Consider the following 19650-nt stretch of genomic DNA (forward strand, 5'->3'; position numbering starts at 1 on the left):
TCAGTGAAACGTGACAAAAAAGGATCATCAGCAGAATTAAAAGTCGGACAGCAATTTCCGCTGACGATCAAGCGCCTCGGCATCAATGGCGAAGGCGTCGGCTACTTCAAGAAAAAAGTCGTCTTCGTCCCCGGCGCGCTGCCGGGAGAAGAAGTCGTCGTCGAGGCGACAAAGGTTCATCCGAAATTTTCCGAAGGGCGGGTCAAAAAGGTGCGCAAACGTTCAGAGCACCGCGTCAAGCCGCCCTGCATCATCTATGAGCAATGCGGGGGCTGCCAGCTCCAGCATCTGGCTTATGAAGAGCAGCTGAAAGGAAAACGGGACATCGTCATTCAATCGCTCGAACGGCACACCCGTTTTGACATCGGCAAAATGGACATCAGGCCGACGATCGGCATGGAAAACCCGTGGCACTATCGGAATAAAAGCCAGTTTCAGCTCGGGCTTTCGAAAAACGGAAAGATGGTGGCCGGGCTGTACGGCCTTGACTCGCACCGTCTTGTCCCGATTACGGAATGCATTGTTCAGCATCCGGCGACGAACAAAACGACGCAAACCGTCAAGCAGGTTCTTGAAGACTTCGGCATTTCCGTCTACAACGAACGGAAGCGCACGGGCGATGTCCGCACGATCGTGACGAGGGTCGGCTTCGAGACGGGGGAAGTGCAGGTTGTCCTTGTCACGTCAAAAGAAGACCTGCCGCGCAAGGAGCTCATTGCAGAAGAAATCAAGAAGCGTCTGCCTGAAGTGACATCTGTGATTCAAAACGTCAACAAAGCCAAAACATCGGTTGTCTTCGGCGATGATACAAGGCTCTTAGCCGGCAATATGGTCATTCAGGAATTTCTCGGAGAGGTTTCATTTGAGCTGAGCGCCCGCGCTTTTTTTCAGCTCAATCCGATCCAGACAGTCAAGCTGTATGACGAAGTGAAAAAAGCGGCAAAACTGACCGGGCGCGAAAAAGTCGTCGACGCATATTGCGGCGTCGGCACGATCGGAATGTGGATCGCCGACGGGGCAAAAGAAATCCGCGGCATGGACGTCATCAAAGAATCGATTGATGACGCCAACCAAAACGCCAAAAAGCACGGAATCGAAAATGCGCGCTATGTAACAGGAACGGCCGAGCACTGGCTGCCGAAATGGACAAAAGAAGGCTTCAGGCCCGACGTCGTCATCGTCGATCCGCCAAGAACAGGCTGTGACCGCACGTTCCTTGATACGATCAGGCAGGTTAAGCCGAAGCGGTTCGTTTATGTCTCATGCAATCCGTCAACACTTGCGAAAGATTTGCAGTACTTGGCGAAGGATTACCATGTAGAATACATTCAGCCTGTCGATATGTTTCCGCAGACGGCGCACGTCGAATCGGTCGTATCGCTGAAGCTGAAATAAAACGCCTTTTTAAAGGCGTTTTTTAGCGGAAACAAAAGGGGGATACATGATGAAAAGACTTTGCATCATCCCGTGCGGGGCGAAAAAAATCTGGGATGTTGATCCGGACATCGGCCCGTCCGCCGCAAAGGATGTCTATCTAAGCCCATTTCACCGGGCGTGCCGCGCATATGCGCAGACATTTTTTACGGATTGGGTGATTCTTTCAGCAAAACACGGTTTTTTAAAACCTGAAGATATCGTTCCTGAAAACTATGACGTCACATTTGGGATGCGCCACCCAGAGATTATGCCGGATGGCGGGCTGAAGGCTCAAGGTGAACGGAAAAACCTGATGGATTGCGATGAAATCGTCATGCTCGGCGGAAAAAAATACAGGCCTGTACTGAGGAACGTGTTTGGCAGCGGACAGCAGATCATATACCCGCTGGCGGGATATCGGGGAATCGGCTATATGCTGCAGGCGCTGAAGCGGGCTGTCGATGAAGGCCGGGAACTTGGTGAACATGAAAAAAATGAGTTTTTTTAAAATCGCTGGCAGGGCCCTCAAAATAAAGGACAGGGCATCATCCGAGAGACCGGAAGATGTTTGTTTGGCGATTGGGATATCGGGAGGCAAAATGAAATATTCATTTTTGTCTCTTTTTTTTATGTGATTTTTGTAACGAAAAGAAGGTCAGCGGTACTAATAAGTGAATGGAAAAATTAAAGAAACAGCGGAAGATTTAACACAGGAAGCATTTTATCAGGCTGTGAAAGGCTGGCTCCCACACATTTTTGGGAAAGCCGACAATCAAAACACGGGTGTTTGCGATTGCTAAAAAAACACTTTCGTTCAGGAGCGTCGAAAGCCGGGGCAAACACAATGATTCACCAAGTTAAGGCAGCTTGCTTATCTCCGGAAGAACACTTCCTGAAAACCGTGAAAGAGCGGCGGCTTCTCGAGGAAATCAACCGGCTTGATGAGAATTTACAGGAGATTGTCAGCCTCCGCATCTACGAAAATCGGCATGCTCACAGGCAAAACCGAAAACTATGCCAGGGTGGGGGTTCACAGGGCGAAGGTCAAGCTTCAGCAAGAAATGGAGGGGTATGATGAAGGATAAGGAACGCAGTATATTCGAAGATTTGCTTCCTTTATACCATGAGGGGCTGTTAAGCAAAGAGACGGCTGAATGGATTGAGGAAGCGGCCGAAAACGATGAGGAGCTTCAAAAGCTTTTGAAGATGTCGGAAGACGAGCTTCCGAAGGAACATATCGAGTCGTCTGTTCATGAAGGGCAAATGTTTAAAAGAATCAATCGAAAGCTCTCCTTGTACCAGCTGATGTTTATGGCGATTTCATTTTTTCTCGCGATTCGCACATCCCTGTTAAATGAAAGCTTCGGCTTTATTTTGTGGTACGCCGTGCTTGGGTTTGCGGGGTATCTGTTTTTCTGGGATATGAAACTCGTGATGCTCCTCTCCTTTGCGCCGATTTTCGTTTGGGGGATGGGGGATATTTTGGCCGGATGGGACGCAGCCGGCGGTACAGGGGTTGTGGAGCACCTGCTGTATGCCGTCCTTGGCGCTTTCGTGCTCGCTGTTATTCACTGTTTTTTCGCCGCGGTTGGGATGATGATCGGCTGGCTGTTCTTAAAGCTGAAGGAAAGAAGTTGATATGATGAAAAAGAAAGTCTTGTATAGCGTGTTGATTGTGCTGCTCGTTTCCTTTGTGCTTGCCGCTTACAACGCCTTCAACGGAAATCCCGTAAGCAAGAAGCTGTCTCAAACGGCGCTTGAGCATTATTTGACTGACCGCTATCCTGAAAAAGACTTGCGGATCGACAGCGGCATCTATAATTTCAAGTTCACGGAATATGTATTTGAAGTCACTGACACCGGTGATCCAAAGCGCAAAGATCCCTATCTGCTTACTTTGAGAGGGTTTGTTCAACCTGAAGTATACACGGACGGAATCTATGAAGAGAACGTCAATGAACCGCTGATGGAGCGGCTTGGAGAAGAAGCAGGAAAAGAAATCAAAGCGCTTTTATCAAAAAGCATAGACCAACTGAAAGACGTTGACGTGCATGTGGAAGTATTAAAAGGAAAGCTGAAAAATGACGCAAAATGGGAGAAAAGCATCCGCTTAGACAAGCCGATGCAGATTCATATTTTACTTGATGCCGAAAATGCCGGCCGAAAAGAAGTATACAATACGGCGCAAAAGATTCAGCGCCTGTTGAATGAAGAAGGGTACGACTACGAAAGCGTGACGATTAATGCCAACATTTTTGATGGGGAAGATATTAAAGACGAGGAGATCGGCTGTCTTAAATACAGCACCTCCTTTGAAAAAAATACGGAAATCAAGCTGAAGGATGTTGAAGAGCTAAATGATTAACGATCCATCCTTCAGTTTGAAGGATGATATCATACATGCAAGCCGCCGCAGAAGGCGGCGGTTATCTGTTTAATATAAGTGTCTTTAGCGACTTTTTGAAAACGGCCGCCAGCCAATGCGCCAGACGAGAAGTATCCGTATAAAGATGACAGAAAAGCGAAGGCCTGTGAATCTGCATCTCCCTTTTTCATCAGGTTTTTGTCCTGCATCGTCCGAAAGTAGTCTGTTAAATAACAAAGGAGCTCCTCCATATGCTTTAACAGAGAACCGAAAAGATCAGTCATCCTTCCGCCGTCTTGAACAGCGATAAGGTAGAGCGGCTTGTTTTTTTCCATATGAAGCAAATACGATTCTGCAATCAATGTTAAGTCTTTCTCCAGGTTCCAAGTGATATCGTTTTCAAATACGCGCTGAAAGGCTGGTATATAAGAAAATTGTTGAACGGCCGCTTCCAAAAGTCCAAGCTTAGTTTTGAAGTGGCGGTAGACCGTCATCTCGCTGACGCCTGAATGAAGCGCGATATCCTTTATTGTCACCGACTTGAATCCGTATTTTTGCATTAAGTCTAAAGCAGCAGATATGATCCGTTCGTTCGTCTCTTGCAAAGGTGTTTACCCCCATTTTATGATAGTTAGTAGTAACTAACATCAGTCTAATCAGGCGCTCAATTGATGTCAACCTGTTTCAAAAAGGATAAAAAGGAGTTATGATCATGAAAAATATTTTAATCGTCAATTTTCCGGCGGAAGGTCATGTCAATCCTACATTAGGGATCACCAAAGCATTTGCTGACAGAGGCGACAATGTGCACTATCTTTCAACAGAAAAGTATAAAGACAGGCTGGAGGGCGTCGGAGCTACCGTTCATTTATACAAAGATCTGGTGAGAAACGCGCATATTGATCCGAATTCACCGTCCGGCCTTCTTGAATTTTTAAAAATTCATCTCAAAACCTCGCTGTATATTCTAGACATTGTAAAAGAGCTGTCCAAAAGCATTTCGTTCGATGTCGTGTATTATGACACATTCGGTGCGGGTGAATTGGTCAGGGATTATTTGAACATTCCGGGAATCGCTTCGTCGGCTTCATTTCTCTTCGGACAAGAACATATGAAGATTCTGCCGTTGCATCCGGATTCAGGCGCGGAGCTGCACTTGGACAAAGAATGTGAGGACCTGCTTACGGAACTGAAAGAAAAGTACGGCGTCTCGCCTAGGCATACAGGACAGTTTATGAGCAATCAGGCGGAGCTGACCGTTGTGTATACAAGCCGGTATTTTCAGCCTGACAGCGGCCGTTTTGGGGATGATGTGCTGTTTATCGGCCCGCGTTTTCCAAAGCGCCTGGACAAGACCGATTTTCCGGTAGAATCGTTGAAGAATGAGAAAGTCATTTATATTTCAATGGGAACCGTACTTGGCAAAACTGCGGATTTTTTCAATATGTGCATTGATGCTTTCCGTGATTTCGACGGCAAGGTTGTCATCGCCGCTGGCGAAAAATCGGACTACGCGGAAATTAAAGAAGTGCCGGAGCATTTTATCATCGCCCCGTATGTGCCGCAATTAGAGGTGCTTAAAGAGGCCGATGTGTTCATCACGCACGGCGGCATGAACAGCGTCAATGAAGGCATCCATTACCGTGTCCCGATGGTCGTGCTTCCGCATGATAAAGATCAGCCGATGATCGCCCAGCGCTTGAAAGAGCTGAATGCGGGATATCCTCTGTTTGCAGAAGAAGTGAATGCTGAAAGATTGAGAGATGCAGCAGAACAAGTGCTCACTGACGGAAAATATCAGGAAGGTATTCAAAAAATTGATGAAAGCTTCAGCAACTGCATGGACATTAAAGATGCATTGGCGCGTATTGATGAATATACGGCGCGGAAAAAGTCGCTGCAGCCATAACAGAAAGCCGCTACTAAGCGGCTTTTTTTATGCATAAACACCGCAAAAAAGAAAAAAATAGAATGAATCATAGATCAGAAAGGATGTTGCATGATGCGCAAACTGTGCGTTTGCCTGCTTCTCGTCATTCCGCTGTCATGTACGGCTGTCATGCCCTCTGCCTACGGGGAAACACGCGTTTATCAAGAGTTGACGGACAAGCAGAAAAATGAACTGGCTTCTTTGCAAAAGGACATTATGGAAAAGAAAAAACAGCTGATCAATAAGTATGTGGAGTACGGAATACTTGATCAGGAAAGGGGAAAGGAAATCAAGTCTCATATTGAAAAGCGCTATGAAAAAGAGCGGGAAGACGGATTTTTGCCAAAGTGGAAGCACCATAAAGAAAAGTTTCGCCCGCATCACATTCATTAAACTGAAAAAGACGGCGCCTCATTTTCTTCGTGACAAAAGTGTAAAGACAGGTGTAAACTAATACTCATGTAAACTGCTAAGAGAGTAAAAGAGGTGTTGTGAGTATGAAGAACCGTCCTGTTTCAGAGCGCAGACTGCTTGGCATCGCAGGCCTCGGCTGGCTTTTTGATGCCATGGACGTTGGTATATTATCGTTTATTATCGCCGCTTTGCACGCGGAATGGAAGTTGACGCCGCAGGAAATGAGCTGGATCGGCAGCGTCAACTCAATCGGCATGGCTGTCGGGGCATTTGTCTTTGGCCTTTTGGCTGACCGCGTCGGAAGAAAATATGTTTTTATTATTACGCTGCTGTTTTTCTCGATCGGCAGCGGGTTGTCCGCTTTAACGACGACATTGTGGGCATTTTTAGTGCTGCGCTTTTTCGTCGGAATGGGGCTCGGGGGAGAGCTTCCAGTCGCATCTACGCTCGTATCTGAAACCGTTGCGCCTGATCGGAGGGGAAGAGTCGTCGTCCTGCTCGAAAGTTTCTGGGCATTCGGCTGGCTGGCTGCAGCGCTCATTTCGTATTTTATTATTCCGGCCTACGGCTGGCAGATTGCTTTATTGATAACTGCGATACCGGCTTTTTACGCCTTATATTTGCGGATTGCCCTGCCGGATTCTCCGAAATATGAGAAGCTTGCGCAGGAAAGGAAGCCGACCATCATGGAAAATGTGAAAAGCGTCTGGTCCCGCAAATATGCCCGGCCTACGGCCATGCTGTGGATCGTCTGGTTTTGCGTCGTCTTTTCCTACTATGGCATGTTTCTTTGGCTGCCGAGCGTCATGGTGATGAAAGGATTCAGCATGATCAAGAGCTTTGAGTACGTCCTGATTATGACGCTGGCTCAGCTGCCCGGCTATTTCTCCGCGGCATGGCTGATTGAAAAAGCCGGTCGGAAAATGGTGCTTACCGTCTACTTGCTGGGGACGGCTGTCAGCGCCTACTTCTTCGGATCGGCTGAATCGCTGGCGCTTTTGCTTGTGTCAGGCATGTTTTTATCATTTTTCAACCTTGGTGCGTGGGGTGCGCTTTACGCTTATACCCCGGAACAATACCCGACGTCAATCAGGGGGACCGGCGCAGGAATGGCAGCCGGCTTTGGCCGAATCGGCGGCATCCTGGGCCCGCTTCTTGTCGGCTATCTCGTCGCCCGGGGAACAGAGATTTCAATGATCTTTTTCATCTTCTGCATCGCCGTTGTTGCGGCCGTCGCAGCCATCATCTTTTTGGGGACCGAGACGAAGCAGAAAGAGCTTGCCTAATGTCTGAATTCTGCGTCATAATAGACGGACGCGAAAATTTGGAAAGAGTTGATTGAATTGAAAAAGAAAGCCATTATGAAAACATTGAGATTGACAGTATGGGTTTAGAAGGGGGAAGAACGGCCCGGCTGCAAGGAACGCGCAATTGCCACCTGAATACGTAGAGAAGGCGCTTGTAGCGCCTTCTCTTTTTTATATATGCAGGATATATAGGTGGTTTGCACTATTGATGTCCATGGCCGAAGAGAATAGAATCATATTAAGAACCAATATCGCCGGGATTGTTACTGGTAAGGCAGGCAAGACCTAAAATGTGCTAAAGGAACCGCAGCCCTTAGTGTGCTTTTTTGCGCCTATCGGCTGATGCTTTCGCATGTTTTAGGTCTTTTTTTGTTTCTTTCGCCAGGGGGCTTTAGACGTAATGACACATTTTTCATTTTGATCGTCTTCTGTTGATTTGATAGGATAGAAAAATTGGAGGAGGTAGGTGCGGGTGCAGCATAAAGAGATTGCAAGAGAACTCTTGCCCCTCATTGGAGGCGCGGAGAATATCATCAGCATCAGCCATTGTACGACAAGGCTGCGCTTCAATGTCAGGGATGAAGAAAAAATCGATATAGCTGCTATTGAAAAGATGGAGTCTGTGCAGGGGACTTTTTTCAGATACGGTTTGTTCCAGATCATTTTCGGTACAGGTGTGGTCAATAAAATTTATAAGGAAATGATCCAATACAGCGATCCGGCTCCTTTTGAAGAAGCCCGTCGGGAGGCGCGGCCGAACATGAACGTATTGACGCGATTTGCCAAAAGGCTGTCAGACATCTTTGTGCCGATCATTCCTGCAATCGTTGCGAGCGGATTGCTCATGGGTCTCATTAGTGTGCTTAAAGAATTCAGCCTCGGCGCTTATGGCGGCCCGCTGATGAAAATGCTCGACATTTTTTCAAGCTCAGCGTTTGTCATTTTGCCTGTGCTGATCGGGTTCAGTGCGGCTAAACAGTTTGGAGCCAATCCATTTTTAGGCGCCGTCATCGGCGGTATTTTGACCCATCCTGATTTGCTCGATCCTTCAATGCTCGGCAGCCAAAAGCCGGAATCCATCGAAGTATTCGGCCTTGAAGTCCCTTTGATCGGATACCAGGGGACAGTCATTCCGATTCTCTTATCCGTCTACATGATGAGCAAAATCGAAAAATTCTTGAAAAGAATCGTCCCCAGTTCTTTAGATTTGATCGTTGCCCCGTTTATTACAGTCATGGCTTCCGGGTTTGCCGCGCTGTTTATCATGGGCCCGCTCTCACTGATGATCGCCCATTTCATAAGCGACTGTCTCGGGTTTGTTTATCATTTTGCGGGGGCGTGCGCCGGATTTTTATTTGGCGGGCTTTACGCCTTACTCGTTTTGAGCGGCCTTCACCACAGTTTTTATGTGATTGAAGCGTCGCTGCTCGCAGATCCCGAATACGGGGTCAATTTTCTGCTTCCAATATGGTCGATGGCCAATGTCGCGCAGGGAGGAGCGGGACTCGCCGTATTTTTGAAAACAAAGAATGCCGGCATCAGAAAGATTGCGATTCCGGCTTCTCTCACGGCCTTTTTGGGAATCGTCGAACCGGTCATGTTTGGCGTCAACCTGAAACTCGTCAGGCCGTTTATCGGCGCATCGATCGGAGGCGCACTCGGAGGTGCATACGCCGTCTTCACACACGTGGCGGCAAATTCTTACGGATTGTCCGGCATCCCGATGATTTCAATTATTCTCCCTCTTGGCACCGCCAATCTCATTCATTATTTAATCGCTTTTGCGATTGCGGTGATTTCAGCATTCATTGCGACTTTGTGTCTTGGCTTTAAAGATGAAAAAGAATAATTCCGTTTTCATTCATTAAAACAGGATGAAAGGAAGGCAGCTATGAAAGTAAAAAAAATCTTAAACAACAATGCGCTCGTCGTAAAGGATCGCGGCGAGGAAAAGATCGTATTAGGGTCCGGAATCGCATTTCAAAAAAAGAAGAATGATATTGTCGACAGATCTAAAATTGAAAAAATATTCGTGATGAAAGATTCATCAGAATACCGCCAATTCGAGGAGATCTTAAAAACATTGCCGGAAGATCATATTCAGGTGGCGGAGGATATTATTTCTTATGCGGAAAAAGAGCTCGGGATCAAAATCAATGAGCGAATCCATGTCGCCTTTTCAGATCATTTATCCTTCGCGATAGAACGGTTAAGCAAGGGAATGGTCATTAAAAATCCGCTGCTTCAAGAAGTCAAAGTCCTCTACACGAAAGAATTTCAAATCGGCCGCTGGGCAAAGGCTCTCATTAAAGAAAAGCTGAAGATCGATATCCCCGAGGATGAAGTCGCCAATATTGCGCTGCATATCCACACAGCCAAAACAAACGCGGGAGATATGACAAAAACGCTCGATCTCACAACGATGATCAAGGATATTATCGAGATCATCGAAAACAAACTCAACATTAAAATAAAGGATGAGACGATTTCGTATGAGCGGCTTGTCAACCATCTCCGTTTCGCCATTCAGCATATCGAGTCGGGAGAGACATTTTACGAAATGGATGGTGAGATGATCAGCCTCATTAAAAAGAAGTTTGGACAAGCGTTTATGTGCGCAGAAGAAATCGGGGCATTTGTGAAGCGGGAGTATGGCTTTGAATTTCCGGAAAAAGAGCTGTGCTACATTACCATGCATATTCAGAGATTTTATCAGCGGTCTGCTGTCGTGTAAAGATGCCTGCGTTTAAGACAAAACGGAGCCCTGTTAACGGGCTCCGTTTTTGTTTAAAGCTTCAACTTCCGTTAAAACCGATTTATCGATTAGAAATCCTTTCACTTTGACGTGCAAAGGGATTAACGGGTGCCTGCGGATGGCGGCGACGCTTTTTTGTACACCTTCGGCCACGTTTTCGCTCGGTGACAGCCATTCATCAATGCTGCCTTGCGTAAATTCCGGACTGCAGTTTTGGAAAAGGTACTCTAAAGTTTGCATTCTATCTTTTAAATCTTTGTCTCTATTTAAAAGGTCAGAAATATCTTCATCTGCCGATGGTTCGTATTTGTCGCGGACAATCCAGATTTCTTCCGCTTTGTTCCGGTGGACAAGGGTGATGATATCCCTCATGAAATCACCGTAGGGCTGTGAAATATCAGGGAAGACGCTTTTTAAAACGAGGGCGTCCTCCGGCTGAATATTTGCTGCCCGGCAGATGGTCTGTTCAAGCTGTTTCTCCATTCCGATAATCATGAGTATTTTTTTGTTTTCTTCCATGACATTTCACCTCATTCATTTATCGTGTTTGTCCAGTTCTTCCATTTTCCCTCCGGATTAATAGATGCCAGATGAATCCATCCGTTCTCCGCCTTTTGCCGGAAGCTGTGATCGCGGTCAAGGAGCCGTTCGATATCATCATCCGGCGCTTCAATCACGATCAGCAGCCTGAGAGGCGCATGATAGATTTCGTCATCTGACCGCATGACGGACTGCCATGGGAGACCGGCCAAAAGATCGCTTGCATTTCCTTGCATAACGCCGAGACCGGCAGTGACGGTTTGAGTTGCTTTATTTCCGCTTCCATAATAATGCGGTGCAACGGTTGACGCGTAATACTGCAGATTGATCCATTGGGCCACTGTTCCAGGCCCTGAAATGATGCCGCTAAGGATGGAGCCGTCCTCGTCATTCCGCCAGTCATAGCTGTGCAGAAAAGCCCTTCCCTCAAGGTCGGCCCCCCGTGTAAGCCGGCGTGTGCCGATGATGAATGAGGCATTTCGGGCCAGCCCCCATTCGGGACGGATTTCGCTCCAATCTTCGGCGAAGCGCTCAACTTCATTCCGCGGATTTTGATAGCCGAGCTGCGGCAGCTCTTCTAAGCGTTCGGCTCCGACAGTACGGCTCACATCGGGAAGCACAGAGTTGATGCGGTCAAACGCTTGTTGAGCTTTAGCCGGCAGCTCAGGTACATAGAGCCAGTGCAGTTCATCCAAAGTTGTAATGTGCTCTGCGGCAGCGAATACCGTATCATCCGGAATAAAAATGCCGTCGGAGCGAAGCCTCTGTCTGACGCTTGGAAGATTGCATAAAGCGGCTAGGACGCGTGCGTTGAAAGCGCCTGAGGCGCCCCCGCAGGCGCCGCAGTCCAGTGCAGAGGCATAAGGGTTATTCGTGCTTCTGCTGCCGTGCCCGCAAATGACAACCAGCGGAGCGAACCGGTCTGTGATGCCCATCATCTTCAATGCCTGTCTGGCATAAGCGGCTTTTTCTTCTTCCGTAAATCCGACTGGAATGCCGGCTTCAGATGTTTCCATGCGATCAAGCGAGAGCTTTGTCTGAGGCTTCTTCAGCCATGTTTTCCGCGCATTTCTGAATGCTTGACCGGCTGCGCGGGGGACAAGGCTGCGCGCGGCCATTTGCAGGCTCAGCCAAGGCCCGCTCACTTCGGGAAGCAGCATGCCCGCCAATAGATTCTGTTTCATCGTTTTAAAGGCGGAGCTCAGTGAGGCTGCCGCTTTTTTATGTTCTTGATACGACTTAAAGGGTAATTCTTCGGCCGTTTCTTCTACTCGATGCTGCGGTTTTAGGATGACCGGCAGAGAGCTGTGGCTGTGTTTAGTGCCTAGTTCGCACGTTTCGATTGCCATATTGAAAAAGCCCGCTGTTCCATATGTTTCAAAAGGGCCTGACTTTTCCAATGCCCTGCGGAACGGCTCTGAACGGACGTCAATACAAAATGCGAATTGGGCCAGCACCGTTTCGCTTTTGTCAGCAGCGGCAGGTTTGTTTGCCGTGATGAGCTTCCTTACCTCAGCGGCGTATGTTTGTTCCCAAGCTTCCAGCCAGAGACGCCTGCGCGTTATATCATCAAAGCGGCGGGCGAGTGTTAATCTCGCTTTTTGCTCTGCTGCGGAAAGTTCGAGCCATTCTTCAGGCGTAAGGCCGCCCCAATGCAGCCAGGACGCAATCAAAGGAACGAGCTGCATCTCTTTTTCAGGATTCGGCTTAGGCATCGGTAAATAAGGCTCAATAAGCATCCATTCCATTGAAAGCCGGACAGCCAAATACTCGAGCAGCAGTTCTTCTTCGTCCTGCGATTGCTGAGAACGCCAAAGCATCATCCCGGCCCATCCCGGCAGAGAAAGCAGATGAGCTTCAAGGTATGCCTGAACGTCTGCATTGGAAATATCAAACGCTCGGAGCGCTTTTTTCATAGCGTCCCGCGGCTCTTCCGGCCATCCATTCAGGCGTTGGCGTTCTGCGCGCGACAGAGCGGGATCATGTTCAACAAGCTGCCGCCATGCGCTGTAAAACCCTTTCTCACGATGCGGAAGCCGCCATGCCGATTGTGATTCATCAAGGAACAGCTTGCACCATTTAATCACATGATGGTCAAGGAGGTGAGCACTTTTCTGTCCGGCAAAAACGCTGAGCGGTTTGATAAAGCTTGTTTTTCGGCCATCGATTGTCCCGCGGGCCGCTTGTTTGGCAAGCTTTTTCACTTGCCGGGATCTCAAGAGCTGTCCAGGTATTTCGTCCAGCTTGAGGGCGGCTTTGCAAAATGCCTCCGCTGTTTCCCTCTGCATGCCGGGCTGATGTGAATCGAGCCAATTGATCAGCTTTTTTTCAAGAATCGTCTCAACGATTTCTCCCCGTTGTTTTGCGGAACGGAAAATGGAGGACTTTGGGTAGATATCAACATGAAGCTGCTGTTTAAGCTGCCGGGCCGTCTGTTCAAATGTTTGTTCTTCAAGGCCCATCCACGGATGACGAGCGGCAAAGGTTTCAATCGGCCAAAGCGGCGCGATGACCCGTGCTGCTGATTGAACCAACTCATCCATATTAAAGTCCGCAGTCTGATGTTCATATTGGAATATCAATTGTTTAGACAATGTGGGTGCTGCTTTCATGATTGGCGACCTCCCTGAGTAAGATATTGGTCAAGATAATTCGGCCGTTCTTCGACCGATTCGAAATGGGGTTCACCCGTTTTCACAAGACGTAAATAAAGTGCGCCGGACCATGCAAAGCGCTGCCGAACGATCAACGCGCCGGCCGCACTGCCGGCTAACAAAACGACTGCCGTCAAAACGGCCGCCATTGCAGGCGGCTCAGCCCCCTGTACAACAGCATCCTTCAGGAGCCCGTGTAAAACGGAATGAATGATGGCAAACGCGAGTGAAGCCCCTGTTAAAATGAAAAGTCCGGCAATTCGTGTGACGCGTCCGTAATTGGCTGTGACAAGCTGCCTCCAAGCAATGAACAGTGCCCAGCCTAAAACAAGGGCGCTGATCAATTGATAGCCATCGTCCGCAGCTGAGGCCCAGATTCCGATGACGAGAGCAAGAGCAAAGACGCCGCCTATCATGTTCCAAAAAAGAGCCGGTCTGCCCGGTTTAGATGCGAACGATTCATAACGGCGCACCGCTGATCCGGCTTGCAGGAAAAGGGCGGCTTTGAACAGGCCGTGCAAAATGAGGTGAATAACAGCCGCAATATAGGCCCCTAATGCGCATTGGACGAGCATAAAACCCATCTGCGCGACCGTTGAAGCTGCGAGCTGCCGCTTGTAGTCCGTTTGGACGATCATCATGCCCGTTCCGAGCAAGACGGAAAGGACGGCGGGTACAAGCAGAATAAGCTGCAGTACATCACCGCTGAACATCGGTGCAAAACGAGTCAGCATGACGCCGCCTACATTTACAAGTCCGGCGTGCATGACTGCGGAAACGGGAGTCGGAGCGATTGCTGAATCGAGCAGCCAACGATGAAACGGCCACTGTGCCGCAGGAATCATCACCGTTAAAATGACGAGGAGGCCGATCCCGGTTTTCTCCCATGAGCTGAGCTGTACAAGGCTTTCTTCCGCTATGGCGGATGATAATCGCCAGTGTCCCGTCGAAAGAGACAGCCAAAGAGCGGCAGCTGCTATCGCCAGCCAGCTGAGCGCAAAGATCCGGCCCGCATACAAAGCGGCATTTTTCGCCGCCTGCCACGCGCTGTTTAAGCCGATTAGCGCAGTCAAGCCGAGCAGCGTGATCCCCCAGCATAAAAGGAGCCAGCGAAGATCATCGTTCAGCCAGGCGCATGAAGCTCCTCCTGTCGTAAGCGTCAGCAGCACAAAAAATTTACGGTAGGAGCGGTCGCCGAATAAATACCGGACAGAGTAGCGCTGGACGATGAAGCCGATAGTCAAGACAAACAAGGCGATCAGCCAAGCAAGCGAATCCAAGCGCCAAGAAGCTTCAGCCTGCCCGGGATTTGCCGTTATCAATGCTGCCAGCGCGGCAAGCGGAGGCAGGGCGATGATTTTGGCATGAATCCGTACATATGCCAATGGAACCTTTCGATTCAGGACGAGCAGTGCGCTGAACATACAAAGCGCAAGCGACGCGAAAAATATTTTCAGCCAAAATAAAGAATCTAGCATATCAAACATCCGGCATCCCTCCGTCGGGATGATGGAATAGAACATACTGTTTCATATCTTGCCTTCCTTTCTGAAAACGTAAAAAAAGCCGGTATATTCAGGACTGGCCTATTTCAGCCAATCTTTCTGAATGATACCGGCTTATCTTTAACTCATGTTCATGCTTTAAAGATCTTCCGTTTTTCTATGACAATTTTTTTTGCAGGTCGTTTGCCAATTTAAACACCATAATCCGTTCGCCTGTGTGCGTGCTGATATCCGTATGAAAGCTGATCGTCTCTTCACCGGTCAGCTTCTTCATCATGCGGCTCAGCTGCTCTATACCCGATTCCACCAAACCGGAGCGGGTTCTTTTAATTGACAGCAGGCCTTCTTTTGTACTGCAAAGTTCGTATTCGGCGGGCGTCAAAATACCGTTCAGGGAAACGATGACCATATTTCTTATAATATCTGTTTTAACAGATACGGATCCGCGTCCCAAATAGTCTTTTTCCCATTGGGTTAAGGCTTTGCTTATCTCCGCCTCCAAAGACCCCTTCGTCACTTTCTGTTTTTCCAATGCTATATCCTCCTGAAAAACGGTATATTTCTTTTCCTTATACAAGAGAATAGGGAAAATGAAATATACCGTCCTATCAAAATGTTAATGTCATGCATGGTAAAGGTTGCTTTTTCATGCGACCATAATGGGATTATAGCCGAATGCTAAAGCTCTTTTGCATGAGATTACGATTATTGATTTTACGGAATTACTTTTTAAATATCATATCTTTTAAGATTTATGATGTCAATACCGTTCTTTTATTGGATAAAAAAGAGGAATGCCGTCTTAGCAGACGAGCATTCCCTTGGCGACTGCACCGGCTTTTTCCTTGCCGTTCAGCAGTTCGGCAAGCTTGAGGGCAAACGGGATCGTGGTCGCCGGCCCTCTGGAAGTAATGATATTTCCATCAACGACGACGTTTTCATGTGCGGTGACATCCGCCCCTGTTAAATGTTCTTCAACTCCCGGATAGCAGGTCGCTTTTTTTCCGCTGACAAGCCCCGTTTTTCCGAGCGTCATCGTTGCCGCACAAATGGCGGCAACATATTTTCCTGCATTTGCCGCTTCTGTCAGCGTCTTATGCAGAGCTTGATGCTCCAGCATTTTTTTGCTGCCTACATTTCCGCCCGGAAGAATCAGCATATCCGCTTCTTGCCAATCAGCATCGTCAAACATGACGTCTGCCTCGACGACAATGTCATGTCCGCCTTTCACGCTGCGCGATGGATCAAGCGAGACGGTGACGGTCTCAACTTCTGCCCTTCGTAAAACATCAATTGTTGCTATCGCTTCAATTTCTTCGAATCCGTCGATTAAAAAAACATACGCTTTCTTCATGAAAAAACCTCCTTCGTCTCTACCGTTCATTCTAACCGCGGCAACGACATTTCCGCAACTGACGAAGTAGACAAATTGAGACACCTGTCTCGTTTTGTCTCTTGTTCTGAAAGGATGTCCGCCTGAAAAGCGGCTTATGTTCGCTTCGGAGAGCTGGCACGATTTTTGCATCATAACGTGTGAGTAAAAAAGACAGGAGGTTTTTTCATATGGAAGAGGCACTGACAAAGGAAAAAGCAGTGTGGATGTATCAAAAAATGCTGGAAATCCGCTATTTCGAAGATCAGGTTCATCAGCTGTTTGCTAAAGGAATACTGCCGGGTTTTGTCCATCTTTACGCCGGAGAAGAAGCGGTCGCTGCGGGCGTCTGCGCTCATCTGAATGATGAAGACACCATCACGAGCACACATCGCGGCCATGGGCACTGCATTGCAAAAGGGTGCGACTTGAAAGGCATGATGGCCGAGATATACGGAAAATCTGCAGGACTTTGTAAAGGAAAAGGCGGATCGATGCATATTGCAGACTTTGACAAAGGGATGCTAGGCGCAAACGGAATCGTCGGCGGGGGATTTCCTTTGGCCTGCGGAGCAGCTCTCACTGCAAAGTATAAAAAGACTAAAAATGTAAGCGTTTGCTTTTTTGGCGACGGCGCCAACAACCAGGGGACATTTCACGAAGGGATCAACCTTGCCGCCATCTGGAAGCTCCCTGTCATATTTGTCGCCGAAAACAACGGGTATGGCGAAGCGACTCCGTTTTCCTATGCGTCAAGCTGCGAGTCGATCGCAGATCGTGCGGCCGCTTATGGGATTCCGGGCGTTCGCGTTGATGGAAAAGATGCGGCCGCGGTCTTCCAGGCTGCGGGCCGGGCGATAGAGCGTGCCAAAAACGGAGAAGGACCGACGCTCATTGAGTGTATGACATACCGGAACTACGGCCATTTTGAAGGAGATGCCCAGCGCTACAAAACAAATGAAGAAAAAGCGGTGCATCAGGAAGAAAAAGATGCCATTGCCGTGTTCAAAAGCGAACTGCTGGCAAAAGGGCTGATGAGTGAAGAAGAGCAGTCGCGGATTGAAAAAGAAGTTGAAGAAGCGGTCGAGGAAGCGGTCGCATTCAGCGAAAAAAGCGCTTATCCGGAAGAAACCGAACTGCTGACGGATGTATATGTATCCTATTAATTCATGAAGGGGGAAGGAAACATGACGAGGGAAATCAGCATGTCAGCCGCATTGAATGAAGCGATCAAACTTGCGATGAGAAGGGACGATCACGTCATTTTAATGGGGGAAGATGTCGCAGGAGGAGCGAATGTCGATCATCTGCAGGATGATGAAGCATGGGGCGGTGTGCTCGGCGTCACGAAAGGGATTGTTCAGGAATTTGGACGGGAGCGCGTCCTTGATACGCCGATCAGTGAAGCGGGGTACATCGGCGCAGCCATGGCTGCTGCTTCAACCGGTTTAAGGCCGATCGCGGAATTGATGTTTAACGATTTTATCGGAACATGTTTGGACCAGGTGCTGAACCAGGGAGCGAAATTCCGCTACATGTTTGGCGGCAAAGCGGAAGTTCCGATTACGATCCGGACGACCCACGGCGCCGGCTTTAGGGCGGCCGCCCAGCATTCGCAAAGCTTGTATGCCCTATTTACAAGCATTCCCGGACTGAAAGTGATTGTGCCGTCGACCCCGTACGACGCAAAAGGATTATTGCTCGCTGCGATTGAAGATCAGGACCCGGTTATCTTTTTTGAAGACAAAACGCTGTACAACATGACAGGCGATGTGCCGGAAGAATATTACACGCTTCCAATCGGAAAAGCAGATATCAAGCGGAAAGGCGCCGATGTAACGATTGTTGCAATCGGCAAACAGGTTCATACGGCGCTTCAAGCGGCGGAACAGCTCTCAGCGCGGGGAATCGAAGCCGAAATCCTTGATCCGCGAAGCCTTTCGCCGCTTGATGAAGAGGCCGTCCTTGCATCCGTAGAAAAAACAAACAGGCTTGTGATCGTCGATGAGGCCAATCCGAGATGCAGCATCGCCGCGGATATCGCATCATTGGCGGCAGATAAAGGATTTGATTCGCTTGACGCACCGGTTAAAAAGGTGACGGCTCCGCATACGCCGGTGCCATTTTCACCGCCTCTTGAAGACCTGTATTTGCCGACGCCGGAAAAAGTCGTGAACACCGTGCTTGAGATGCTCGGAGAAACATCAACACATACGGTGTAAAGATTGGAAAGGAGAGGAGAACATGGCTGTCGAAGTGGTCATGCCGAAATTGGGGATGTCGATGAAAGAAGGTACGGTTTCCGTCTGGAATAAAAAAGTCGGGGAAGCCGTTGAAAAAGGAGAAAGCATTGCCAGCATCAATTCCGAAAAAATCGAAATGGAAATCGAATCTCCGGCAAACGGAACCGTGTTGGACATCCAAGTATCTGAAGGAGAGGGAGTGCCGCCGGGAACCGTCATCTGCCGCATCGGAAATGAAAACGAACAAACGCAGGAGAGCCAAACAAAACAGCCGGATCCCACGAAAGAACGGATTAAAATTTCTCCGGCTGCGCGCAAAATTGCGCAAAGCGCAAATATAGACATCAAAACGCTGAAGGGCACAGGCCCCGGGGGGAGAATTACGAAAGCGGATGTGTTGCAGGCGCTTCCCGGCCGGCCGAACAAGCAGGCGGCTAAGGCTGAAGCTGAAGAGCGGCCGCCGGCAAGCCCGATGAGGAAAACGATAGCCGCAAGAATGACGGAAAGCCTGCAAAACAGCGCCCAGCTGACGATTACGATGAAGGCGGACATCACGAAATTAACAGTCCTGCAAAAACAGCTTAATGAAACCGCTCAATCAAGATACGATACGAAGCTGACGATCACTGATTTTGCCGCCAGGGCAGCTGTTTTTTCGCTTTTGGATCATCCGGCCATGAACAGTGTTTATCAAGACGGAAGGCTTGCGACCTTTGAGCATGTTCATTTAGGAGTGGCGGCCGCTTTGGACGAAGGCCTGGCCGTTCCCGTCATCCGCCATGCCGAGCGGCTCCCGCTGATCGAATTGGCCAAGAAAATCAAATGGTACGCCAAAAAAGCGCGGGAAGGCCGGCTTCTACACGATGAAATAGAAGGATCGACATTTACGATTACAAACCTCGGCGCATATGGTGTCGAGCACTTTACCCCGATCTTGAATCCGCCGGAAACCGGGATACTCGGAGTCGGCCAAATGTATTCGGCACCCGTTTATCAAGACGGAGAACTGACAAAGGGCGCCATTCTGCCGCTCAGTCTGACTTTTGATCACCGCGCGCTTGATGGTGCGCCTGCTGCAGCATTCCTTTCAGATGTGAAAAACTATTTGGAAGATCCGGCATCAATTCTTTTATAGAGAGAAGGTGGATA

Annotated in this window: 19 protein-coding genes; 13 read left to right on the top strand and 6 right to left on the bottom strand. The window is 48.7% G+C overall.

Annotated features, from left to right (window positions below; genetic code table 11):
* Positions 1-3 precede the first annotated feature (3 nt).
* From rlmD to MKY62_RS04170, 5 genes are all read left to right on the top strand, one after another.
* Positions 4-1395, top strand: a complete 1392-nt coding sequence (gene rlmD / locus MKY62_RS04150; protein ID WP_011197657.1) for a 23S rRNA (uracil(1939)-C(5))-methyltransferase RlmD — start codon at positions 4-6, stop codon at positions 1393-1395.
* A gap of 49 nt (positions 1396-1444) precedes the next feature.
* On the top strand, positions 1445-1924 hold the full coding sequence (locus tag MKY62_RS04155) for a DUF6884 domain-containing protein (RefSeq protein ID WP_011197658.1): 480 nt from the start codon (positions 1445-1447) through the stop codon (positions 1922-1924).
* Positions 1925-2354: 430 nt separating this feature from the next.
* Positions 2355-2501 carry a hypothetical protein gene (locus MKY62_RS04160; protein ID WP_171003041.1) on the top strand — a complete coding sequence of 49 codons (147 nt, stop codon included), beginning with the start codon at positions 2355-2357 and terminating at the stop codon, positions 2499-2501.
* Positions 2491-3054, top strand: coding sequence for a hypothetical protein (locus MKY62_RS04165; protein ID WP_003179825.1), 564 nt, complete (start codon positions 2491-2493; stop codon positions 3052-3054). The genes MKY62_RS04160 and MKY62_RS04165 overlap by 11 nt, the downstream gene beginning before the upstream one ends.
* A 4-nt stretch (positions 3055-3058) precedes the next feature.
* Positions 3059-3781: a hypothetical protein gene (locus MKY62_RS04170; protein ID WP_339613944.1), complete on the top strand. Its 723-nt coding sequence runs from the start codon at positions 3059-3061 to the stop codon at positions 3779-3781.
* Positions 3782-3810: 29 nt separating this feature from the next.
* Here the strand turns inward: MKY62_RS04170 and MKY62_RS04175 are convergent, their stop codons facing one another.
* A complete protein-coding gene (locus MKY62_RS04175; protein ID WP_003179830.1) occupies positions 3811-4386 on the bottom strand; it encodes a TetR/AcrR family transcriptional regulator in 576 nt (191 codons plus the stop codon).
* 107 nt (positions 4387-4493) lie between these two features.
* Here MKY62_RS04175 and MKY62_RS04180 point away from each other — a divergent pair, with 107 nt between their 5' ends.
* From MKY62_RS04180 to MKY62_RS04200, 5 genes are all read left to right on the top strand, one after another.
* Positions 4494-5690, top strand: coding sequence for a macrolide family glycosyltransferase (locus MKY62_RS04180; RefSeq protein ID WP_003179833.1), 1197 nt, complete (start codon positions 4494-4496; stop codon positions 5688-5690).
* A 93-nt stretch (positions 5691-5783) separates the two neighbouring features.
* Positions 5784-6104, top strand: a complete 321-nt coding sequence (locus MKY62_RS04185) for a YckD family protein (protein WP_011197663.1) — start codon at positions 5784-5786, stop codon at positions 6102-6104.
* A gap of 104 nt (positions 6105-6208) precedes the next feature.
* Complete coding sequence (locus MKY62_RS04190) at positions 6209-7411, top strand: MFS transporter (protein WP_003179838.1); 1203 nt, start codon at positions 6209-6211, stop codon at positions 7409-7411.
* Between the two features lie 493 nt (positions 7412-7904).
* Positions 7905-9281: a sucrose-specific PTS transporter subunit IIBC gene (locus tag MKY62_RS04195; RefSeq protein WP_003179839.1), complete on the top strand. Its 1377-nt coding sequence runs from the start codon at positions 7905-7907 to the stop codon at positions 9279-9281.
* 42 nt (positions 9282-9323) lie between these two features.
* Entirely contained in the window at positions 9324-10166 is an 843-nt protein-coding gene (locus tag MKY62_RS04200) for a PRD domain-containing protein (RefSeq protein ID WP_003179841.1), read from the top strand.
* Between the two features lie 33 nt (positions 10167-10199).
* On the opposite strand, the gene MKY62_RS04205 is transcribed toward MKY62_RS04200, so the two are convergent.
* From MKY62_RS04205 to MKY62_RS04225, 5 genes are all read right to left on the bottom strand, one after another.
* A complete protein-coding gene (locus MKY62_RS04205; RefSeq protein WP_003179842.1) occupies positions 10200-10706 on the bottom strand; it encodes a carbonic anhydrase in 507 nt (168 codons plus the stop codon).
* An 11-nt stretch (positions 10707-10717) separates the two neighbouring features.
* The gene (locus tag MKY62_RS04210) at positions 10718-13339 is read right to left on the bottom strand and encodes a putative inorganic carbon transporter subunit DabA (protein WP_003179844.1); all 2622 of its coding nucleotides are present in this window, start codon (positions 13337-13339) and stop codon (positions 10718-10720) included.
* Positions 13336-14868: an NADH dehydrogenase subunit 5 gene (locus MKY62_RS04215; RefSeq protein WP_003179847.1), complete on the bottom strand. Its 1533-nt coding sequence runs from the start codon at positions 14866-14868 to the stop codon at positions 13336-13338. Before MKY62_RS04215 ends, MKY62_RS04210 begins: the two co-directional genes overlap by 4 nt.
* 175 nt (positions 14869-15043) lie before the next feature.
* A complete protein-coding gene (locus MKY62_RS04220; RefSeq protein WP_003179850.1) occupies positions 15044-15418 on the bottom strand; it encodes a DUF2294 domain-containing protein in 375 nt (124 codons plus the stop codon).
* Between the two features lie 270 nt (positions 15419-15688).
* Complete coding sequence (locus tag MKY62_RS04225; RefSeq protein ID WP_003179852.1) at positions 15689-16240, bottom strand: DJ-1 family glyoxalase III; 552 nt, start codon at positions 16238-16240, stop codon at positions 15689-15691.
* A gap of 209 nt (positions 16241-16449) precedes the next feature.
* On the opposite strand from MKY62_RS04225, the gene MKY62_RS04230 reads away from it, so the two are divergent.
* From MKY62_RS04230 to MKY62_RS04240, 3 genes are read left to right on the top strand one after another with little or no spacing between them, the layout of a single operon-like run.
* On the top strand, positions 16450-17424 hold the full coding sequence (locus tag MKY62_RS04230; RefSeq protein WP_003179854.1) for a thiamine pyrophosphate-dependent dehydrogenase E1 component subunit alpha: 975 nt from the start codon (positions 16450-16452) through the stop codon (positions 17422-17424).
* A 21-nt stretch (positions 17425-17445) separates the two neighbouring features.
* Positions 17446-18480 (top strand): alpha-ketoacid dehydrogenase subunit beta, encoded by a 1035-nt coding sequence (locus tag MKY62_RS04235; RefSeq protein ID WP_003179856.1) that lies wholly within the window; start codon positions 17446-17448, stop codon positions 18478-18480.
* Entirely contained in the window at positions 18470-19636 is a 1167-nt protein-coding gene (locus MKY62_RS04240; protein WP_254926399.1) for a dihydrolipoamide acetyltransferase family protein, read from the top strand. Before MKY62_RS04235 ends, MKY62_RS04240 begins: the two co-directional genes overlap by 11 nt.
* Positions 19637-19650: the final 14 nt, after the last annotated feature.

Origin of the sequence: Bacillus sp. FSL R7-0646 (genome assembly GCF_037969865.1) — a bacterium.
In the GTDB taxonomy this organism is placed as follows: Bacteria; Bacillota; Bacilli; order Bacillales; family Bacillaceae; genus Bacillus; species Bacillus licheniformis.